This is a genomic window from Lishizhenia sp. (assembly GCF_057456495.1).
This window is the reverse complement of the sequence record NZ_JBVCPV010000128.1, coordinates 1-8,713: the sequence shown is the minus strand read 5'-3', so window position 1 is coordinate 8,713 and position 8,713 is coordinate 1. Positions and strand designations below refer to the sequence as shown.

7 protein-coding genes are annotated in these 8,713 nt (G+C 37.2%); 2 read left to right on the top strand and 5 right to left on the bottom strand.

Features of this window, described 5'->3' with window-relative positions; translation table 11 throughout:
* The 5 genes from AC22ZQ_RS09840 to AC22ZQ_RS09820 all read right to left on the bottom strand — a co-directional run.
* The coding region (locus AC22ZQ_RS09840) for a hypothetical protein (protein WP_486756240.1) at positions 1-2,304 on the bottom strand (2,304 nt) is incomplete at its 3' end.
* A 64-nt stretch (positions 2,305-2,368) separates the two neighbouring features.
* A complete protein-coding gene (locus AC22ZQ_RS09835; protein ID WP_318958612.1) occupies positions 2,369-3,727 on the bottom strand; it encodes a dihydrolipoamide acetyltransferase family protein in 1,359 nt (452 codons plus the stop codon).
* 79 nt (positions 3,728-3,806) lie between these two features.
* Positions 3,807-5,774 carry a glycosyltransferase family 2 protein gene (locus AC22ZQ_RS09830; RefSeq protein WP_318958611.1) on the bottom strand — a complete coding sequence of 656 codons (1,968 nt, stop codon included), beginning with the start codon at positions 5,772-5,774 and terminating at the stop codon, positions 3,807-3,809.
* Positions 5,775-6,308 carry a hypothetical protein gene (locus AC22ZQ_RS09825; protein ID WP_318958610.1) on the bottom strand — a complete coding sequence of 178 codons (534 nt, stop codon included), beginning with the start codon at positions 6,306-6,308 and terminating at the stop codon, positions 5,775-5,777.
* Positions 6,309-6,330: 22 nt separating this feature from the next.
* Positions 6,331-6,711, bottom strand: coding sequence for a RidA family protein (locus tag AC22ZQ_RS09820; RefSeq protein WP_318958613.1), 381 nt, complete (start codon positions 6,709-6,711; stop codon positions 6,331-6,333).
* A gap of 50 nt (positions 6,712-6,761) precedes the next feature.
* Here AC22ZQ_RS09820 and AC22ZQ_RS09815 point away from each other — a divergent pair, with 50 nt between their 5' ends.
* Positions 6,762-7,322, top strand: coding sequence for an anthranilate synthase component II (locus tag AC22ZQ_RS09815; RefSeq protein ID WP_318958609.1), 561 nt, complete (start codon positions 6,762-6,764; stop codon positions 7,320-7,322).
* Positions 7,323-7,413: 91 nt separating this feature from the next.
* Positions 7,414-8,713, top strand: a 1,300-nt coding sequence (locus tag AC22ZQ_RS09810; protein ID WP_318958608.1) for an AMP-binding protein, incomplete at its 3' end; no start/stop codon positions are given.

Here is an 8,713-nt window from a genome sequence, read left to right as displayed (position 1 = left end):
ATTTACAACAAGGGGAGATGATGGCCATTCTTTTTCTGTTTCATAAAAGAAAACTTGCAAAAACCCCTTTCCAAAATCTATCATGATAGGAAGCGTTTTTGTGTCAGTATGTAAGACATCTCCATTTTCTGCTATAAAGGTATAATTATAGGTTTTTCCAGGGGTGAGCTGTGTTGAGGTACGATAGTTATTATCCAGTGTTAGAAGTACAGGTTCTTTTTCCGTACAATCCTTACAACTAACTTTTACCTGAATGATTTGACCTTTATATACGCTATCCTTATCAATACCAGAGAGCTGAATACCTGCCACAAAATTGTCTTTGTTTTTAAAGAATTTTGGAACCTTTTTAGTGTAGGTAAATACATATTGGCTATCGGAAATAGCTTTGATGTCTTCTACACATTTTCTCTTTTCACTGAGGAGAATATTACCTTCTTCATCTTTAAAGGTATAGGTATAGCTTTTTCCTAGTTCCTGAACGATTAGGGTTTGACCTTTCTTGTTTAGAGATTTAGTATCGTTAATGTTTTTTTCGCAATCATCGCAAGTTATTGTAAGAGAAACACTGTCAGGTAGGGGATAGTCATTACCAGAAGCTAGTGTAACTCTAACTACGTTAGGCGCTAGCTTTTCCTGAATTATTTCTAATTCCTCAGGATCAAGTATGATTCCAACTTTCTCTCCATCACTTTGTCCTTCTGTACTTTCCGTGATGATAGATTGTTTTTTCAATTCACCAGTTTCGGTGTCTACAAAAATCACATCATATTTTTTGTCGGGCTCTAATTCTACGAGGTACTTCCCTTCAATGAAGGTACTTTTCATTTCTTGTATGGTAAAATCGGATCCGCAATCAAAACACTGTAAGGTTATCAAAACACCTTCTGGTTCTGGTTTTTCTTCTATTGTTTTTAGATTACCATTAACAAATAGATTATTGTTGGGGATATAGTTATCGTAGATAATCCTGTAAATATCTTTCTCGCCATTTCCTTCAGGACGGTAGGAAGTGATATAAGCCACTTTTCCATCAACGGTAGTGGTGTAGTACAAATCATCTCCTGTTGAATTTATAGGAGAACCTAAATTGATAGGAGTAGACCATTGGTTATCTTCATTTACCACAGTCAAGAAAATATCGAAACCACCAATCGATTTTACTCCATTACTGGCAAAGTACATGGTTTTACCGTCAACAGAAATAAAAGGAGAGTCTTCATCCCATTCTGTGTTAATTTCTGGTCCCATATTAATGGGTTCTGACCATTCACCATTACCATACCTAACAATTCGGTATATATCTCTTCCTCCATACCCTCCAGGTCTGTTCGAAGAAAAATAGGCTACATTTCCGTCTCCAGTAAAAGCGATATGTGGTTCCCAGTATTCTGAGTTAACTTTTGGTATATCTAATTTTTTAATCCTTGAAAAAGGGTTTGTAGCGTCAATAGGAGCGAGGTATAAATCTCCATTACCCTGTGCATCATCGTAGAGGTAAATGGTCTTTTTGTTTAAACTAAGTGCTACCGTTGCTTCGTTTTGATTGACACGAGAGAAATTCAATAGTTCTGCTTCACTCCAAGATCCATCAATTTGTTTGTGAGAAACGTATACGTCTTCGAGGTATTCGCCAGAATTAGGATCTAGTTCAGAAGCGTTGGACTCGTCAGCTCTTAATCTTCTTGAGGTAAAGTAAAGTGAACGACCGTCATATGAAATAATACTTGCGTACTCAGGATACTCGGTATTCACCGTATTCCCCAAACCTTCTAAATGCACGTGTGATTTGTAAAAACGAGCATCTTCTGCATTATCACATTGAATAAGGTTTAACTCCGCTGTTTTGTAAGCGGGAGTGTTTAATTTTTCTTTACTGATAAAAAGCTGGTAATATTTTCGCGCATTTTCGATATCTCCTTTGAGGTGATAACAGCGCGCTAATTGATAGTAGGCGTCGATAGGAGCTGCTTTTTCTCTGTAATTGTAAAAGTCAAAATTTTCTACAACACTGTCTACAGCATATTTAAGGAAAGGAAATGCTTGATTGTAATTAGAACTCATGTTCAGCAAGGCAAAGCCATGTCTGAAATTGTTATTGTAAGAGAGACTGTCTTTCTCAAGTAATTTGGAGCTTATCAACGAGGCTTGATAGTAAACGCCCTGTTCAAGTAATTTGTAATTATGGGTAAGAAGGGTTTTGGTATTTCCTTTGTTGATAATAGACTCTAAATCCTTCCAGTTGTATTGACTAAAAGCATTGAAACTTAGTAAGAAAAGCAGCGCTATTATAGTTCGGATCATGCTAACAAAAATAAAAAAAATCCCATCGTAGAAACGATGGGATTAACTAAAATTTTCTAATCTGTTAGAATTCTCGATTAACGTCGAAACTTTCTAGGTAATCAGCAACACGTTTTACAAACATTCCTCCTAAAGCACCATCTACAACTCTGTGGTCGTAAGAGTGAGATAAGAACATTTTGTAACGGATTCCGATAAAGTCACCTTCTGGAGTTTCAATAACCGCAGGAACTTTTCTAATCGCTCCTAAGGCAAGAATTGCAACTTGCGGTTGGTTGATGATAGGCGTACCCATCACGTTTCCGAAAGTACCAACATTGGTTACTGTGTAAGTACCACCTTGAATATCTTCTGGTTTCAATTTGTTGTCTCTTGCGTTAACAGCCAACTCATTTACTGCTTTCGTTAAGCCCGTTAAGTTGAATCTGTCTGCCTGCTTAATTACAGGAACAATTAAGTTTCCAGAAGGAAGAGCTGTAGCCATTCCTAAATTGATATTCTTACGTTTAACGATTTTGTTTCCATCAACCGCAACGTTAATCATAGGGAAGTCTTTAATTGCCTTAACAACAGCTTCCATGAAGATAGGAGTGAATGTAATGTTTTCACCTTCTCTCTTCTTGAATTCTCCTTTTACTTTGTTTCTCCAGTTCCAGATGTTTGTTACATCTGCTTCAACGAATGAAGTAACGTGAGGAGAAACGTGCTTAGACATTACCATGTGGTCAGAAATCATTTTTCTCATTCTGTCCATCTCGATAATCTCGTCACCTTGCATTGGTGGAACCGCTGCAGGTTTAATATTTGCTAACATACCTCCTTGAGCTGGAGCCGCTGCTGGTGCAGATGGCGCCGCTGGAGCTGCTGCTGGAGCCGGAGCTGCCGCTTTTGGTGCTGCTACTTTTCCTGCTGCTTTATCATCAATGTATGCTAAAATGTCTTTCTTCGTAACTCTTCCAGCTAAACCAGTACCTGTAATCGTTTCCAATTCAGCCATTGAAATACCTTCAGTTGAAGCTATAGATCTTACTAATGGTGAGTAGAATTTTCCGCTAGGTCCGTTTTTATCCAAATCCCCACCGTTTGCAGTTTCAACAGCCTGTTCCACTTGGTCCATAACCTCTACTGCAGCTTTAGGAGCTTCTTCTTTTGCTGGCGTTTCTTTTACTGGAGCTGACTCACCGTCTGTTGATATCACGGCAATTACATCTCCTACTTGAGCAACTTGGTCTTTGTCGAATCTGATTTCGATCAAAGTTCCTTCTGCTTCTGATGGTAATTCGTTGTCTACTTTATCTGTAGCTACCTCTACTAGAGGCTCATCCATTTCCACTGTATCACCAACTTCTTTCAACCAGTTAGTTATCGTGGCTTCTGTAACACTTTCTCCCATTTTAGGAAGACGAATTTCAACCTGCGCCATATTATGTTTGAATAGATTTGTCTTGTTTTCGAGTGCAAAAATAACCGAAATTTCCGATTCATCAAGATTTACAACCAGTTTATCTGTCTAGTTGTCGCCAAGAATTGAGTAAAATTTTAATATCCTTCGTTAAGGTGTAATCCCTTGCGTAGATTAAATTTAACTTAAAAACAGGGATGTTAACGCTTCCCGTTTTAGAATTAACATTTTGTGCATCTTCGGGACTTAGAATACCATGTTTTATCTTGGGTAGGGAGGAGTTGGTTTCTTTTGCAGAACTGCTGTATCCTACAAATGATTTCACGCCTACAATCAACGAAAATACGTTCGATATGAAGTTTGATTTTTTGGAGTAAAACCAAATAAGTAGTGGAGATAAAACCAGTAATATACATCCTCCTGTAAAGTCGAAAATGCGTTTGTTGCGTTTGTTCTTATTGCTCACAATAGCATTGATATCCATCACGTAAAGATCTCCAGAAGTATCTACGCTGTTAGAACCAATTAAATACATACTGTCGGGTTGAGCAATTTTAAAATCTAAATCTGTACCGTCTATTGCAGACATCCAACCAATGATGCTTTCTGCAGTGTTGTCTTTTGCACAAAATATGATTTCATCTACTTTTTCAATGTGTACGATTTGATCAAGCTGACTTACTACACCTACTTGGCCCGCTTCTTTGTGTTCTTGCGTACCTACAAAGAGTACCTTGTCAATTTTTTGATTGGTCTGTGCTAAAATATTGGCAACTCTTTCACTTTCTTTTGGAGAACCTACAATTGCGAATTTCTTGTTTTTATTCCCAAATAAATCAAAGCTTTTGCCTACAGCAAAATGCAAGAAAACTCGAGAGAGAAGGTAATAGAACATCACCCATAATGTTCCGATAAGTATGTAAAGTCTGGAAAATTGATAGTCTTTGGGCAGCAGTGCATAGACCATTAAAATTACTGCGGTACCTATCAATGAACCCGAAAAGAATTTCTTGAGCTTGATGGGTTTATCATAGCCTCCTTGAAAGAAATTACTTAGTAACCATGTGATGCCGTATGCGGGAAGAGCATATTTTAAAACTCCACTGGGGAATTCAATGTTAGCCTTACTCCAGTAATTGGTAAGTAATACTAATCCTGTAATAATAAATGTTAGATCTGTTACGGGGAGGAAGGCATGTTTGATAAAACGAGAAGTTAACGCCAAGCCTGCTCTAAAATAAATAGCAAGGTTAATGAGGAATGAAAATACCTTAGCGTTTTTTTGACTAAAGTGCTTTTCGGCAAATATTACCATGGCTCTGTAGAATACAAAGACATAGTTAATACTGCTTTTCTTCGTGCTTTCACCCTTGTAATGTATGATTTGAGTTTCAGGGAAGTAATAGTTTTTAAAACCTCCTTGAATGATTCTATAACTTAAATCGATATCCTCTCCATACATGAAGAAAGTTTCGTCTAACAATCCCACTTTTTGAAGGGCTTCATTAGACATAAGCATGAATGCTCCACTTAGTATTTCTACTTCGTTGGTTTCAAATTCATCTAAGTACCCCAAATGATATTGTCCAAATTTCTTTGATTTTGGAAACAGCTTAGAGATTCCGAAAATTTTGTAAAATGCTACAGCTGGTGTTGGAAGTCCTCGCTTAGATTCTGGTAAAAACTTTCCTTTACCATCTATCATTCTCACACCTAAACCGCCAGCATCAGGGTGAGCATCCATGAAGTTGACACATTTCTCAAAAGTATCTTCTTCTACAACGGTATCGGGGTTTAAAAGCAAAACGTATTTCCCTTTGGCGATACGCATGGCCTGGTTGTTCGCCTTAGAAAAACCAACGTTATCCTTGTTGGCAATGACTTTAGCTGCTGGGAATTTCTTTCTGACCATTTCTACAGATCCATCTATAGAATTGTTATCCACAACGAAAATCTCACCGCTCACTTTTTCAAGTGATTTAAACGCTGAATTCAAGCATTGTTCTAAGAAATACTCTACGTTGTAATTTACAATTACAACACTGATGTCAAGACTAGGATCTTCCAATTAGTTTTTAAATATTTTTGCTTTTACAAAGAACTCTGTAGTTAAATTGATGTATACATCCTCTGTGAAGTATTCATCCGTAACTGTATTCAATCTTAGTTTAAAGGCATCTTCCTGGATGTAATCTCCTAAGTTCACATCTTCAACATCACAAACGATAGATTTACCAACATTATCTGAAATGTAGGTTTTGAAGGCAACTCTTTTTTCAGGAAGATTATCACTAGAGATATAAATCTCTACGGACTCTAGCCAGCTAAAAGTGTAATCTGTAGGATCTGTAATCTCTAACTTAAGTTGAGTAAGTTTTAATTGATCTATGTTTTCTTTACGCGTGTCATTGGCTTCGAATTCTCCTTCGTAATTGGTTTCCATGTCTGGAGTGCTAATATTGAAGGGGATATTAATGACGGCATTGGATTGAACAACCACTTGAGATGTGTCAGTAATATAGAATTCAGTGATTTTCTTCTTACAAGAAGCTAAACCAAAAATTAATGGGGTAAATAAAGTAAGTATTAATAGTTTTTTCATTGTCTAAATGGGTTATTCATAGTTAGAAACGCACAGCGATACAAGATATTTCAACATCAACGTCCATGGGAAGTTTACTTACCTGAACAGTCTCTCTAGCCGGCGCTTCTGAAGGAAAGAATTTCGCATATTCTTCGTTAACAAGGGAGAAATTGTCCATGTCTTTTAAGAAAATACTGCATTTTACAATGTTGCTCATTTCCAAGCCTGCTGTTTCAACAAGAGCCTTGATATTTTGCATTACTTGCTGTGTTGCAAGGGCAACAGAAGAATCATTCAATGTTCCTGTTTTAGGATCAATAGGAATTTGTCCACTCACATAAAGCGTGTTATTTGCTTCTACTGCCTGACTATATGGTCCGATAGGAGCAGGAGCTCCTGGGATTTGATATATTTTCTTCATCATTATTTTTCCTATTCGACAAGTTTAATAATTTTGAAGGAAAAAAAGCCGTGAACGTACTTCTTCTTGATAATTTTGATTCATTTACCTATAATTTATTTCACTACTGCGAAGAGATAGGAGCCAAGGTGGATGTTATAAGGAATAATGAAATAGATCTCGCATCCGTTGAGAAGTACGATAAAATTATTCTTTCTCCCGGTCCGCACCTTCCAAAGGATGCTGGTAAATTAATGGAGCTTATAGCTATGTATTACGACAAGAAACCGATGCTGGGTGTATGTTTAGGTATGCAAGCTTTAGCAGAGTTTTTCGGAGGAGAATTATACAATTTAGATCGCGTGAATCATGGTGTGGAAGACCAGTGTGTTCAGATTATGCCCAATCAACTTTTTAAGGAAGTTCCAGAGGAATTTAAGGTTGGATTATATCATTCATGGGCTGTGAAAAGACCCTTACCAAAAGGATTAAATATTACGGCATTATCTCAAAGTGATGTACTGATGGCTTTTGAACATGAAAAATTACCAATTTACGCCGTGCAATTCCATCCAGAAAGTGTTATGACGCCTGAGGGTAAAATTATCATGAAGAATTTCTTATCGCTTTAATCGATGATTTTTTAAGTAGTTGAAAATTACTTCTTGAAGTTTATCTGAAAAATGTATTTTTAGTCTTCATAGCTAAAAATATAAGATCAACATGAGTAATTATCATATCAAAAACCTAGAAGAATATTTTCAAGTTTACCGTAAGTCTGTCCGCAACCCAGAAGTGTTTTGGGGAGAAATTGCCGAAGAGCATTTTGTGTGGAGAAAGAAATGGAATACAGTTTTAAACTGGAATAAAGAAGAGGCAAAGGTAACTTGGTTTGATGGAGCTCAATTGAATATTACAGAAAATTGTATAGATAGACATTTGGTAGTGAATGCTGATAAAACTGCCTTGATTTTCGAACCAAATGATCCCGCTGAAGAGTACAAAACATACACTTACAAAGAACTTTCTATTGCCGTAAATAAAATGGCCAATGTTTTAAAGTCTAAAGGAATTGTTAAGGGAGATAGAGTTTGTATTTATTTGCCTATGATTCCCGAATTAACGATTGCTTTATTGGCTTGTGCTAGAATTGGCGCTGTTCATTCGGTAGTTTTTGCTGGATTTTCTTCTAGTGCTTTGGCTTCCAGAATTAAGGATAGTTCATGTAAAATGGTCATTACCTCTGATGGTGCATATCGTGGGGCGAAAGATATTGATTTGAAATCCATTGTAAATGAAGCTTTGGAATCATGTACAAGTGTGGAGACATGTTTGGTTGTAAAACGAACAAATAGTGCGGTAAATCTAGTGGAAGGAAGAGATGAGTGGATGGCTCCCTTAATGGAAACTGCCAGCGAAGATTGTCCTGCCGAGATAATGGAAGCTGAAGATCCATTATTTATACTTTATACCTCTGGGTCTACAGGAAAGCCGAAAGGAATGGTACATACCTGTGGTGGATACATGGTGTATACAGCATATACTTTTAAAAATGTGTTCCAATATCAAAAAGGAGATGTGTATTGGTGTACGGCAGATATAGGTTGGATTACAGGACATAGCTACATTGTTTATGGACCTTTGGCCAACGGGGCAACTACTTTAATGTTCGAAGGAGTTCCAAGTTACCCGAGTTACGATAGATTTTGGGATGTAGTGGAGAAACACAAAGTAAATCAATTTTATACAGCACCTACTGCAATAAGGGCGCTGGCCAAACAACAAATAGATTATGTAGAAAAGCATGATTTAACTTCTTTAAAAGTTTTGGGAACAGTTGGTGAACCTATCAATGAAGAGGCTTGGCACTGGTATAACGACAATGTTGGAAAGCGTAAGAGTCCGATTGTTGATACTTGGTGGCAAACAGAAACCGGAGGTATGATGTTGTCTCCGTTAGCGTATATAACCCCAACTAAGCCAACGTTTGCTACTTTACCCATTCCTGGTGTTCAACCTGCTT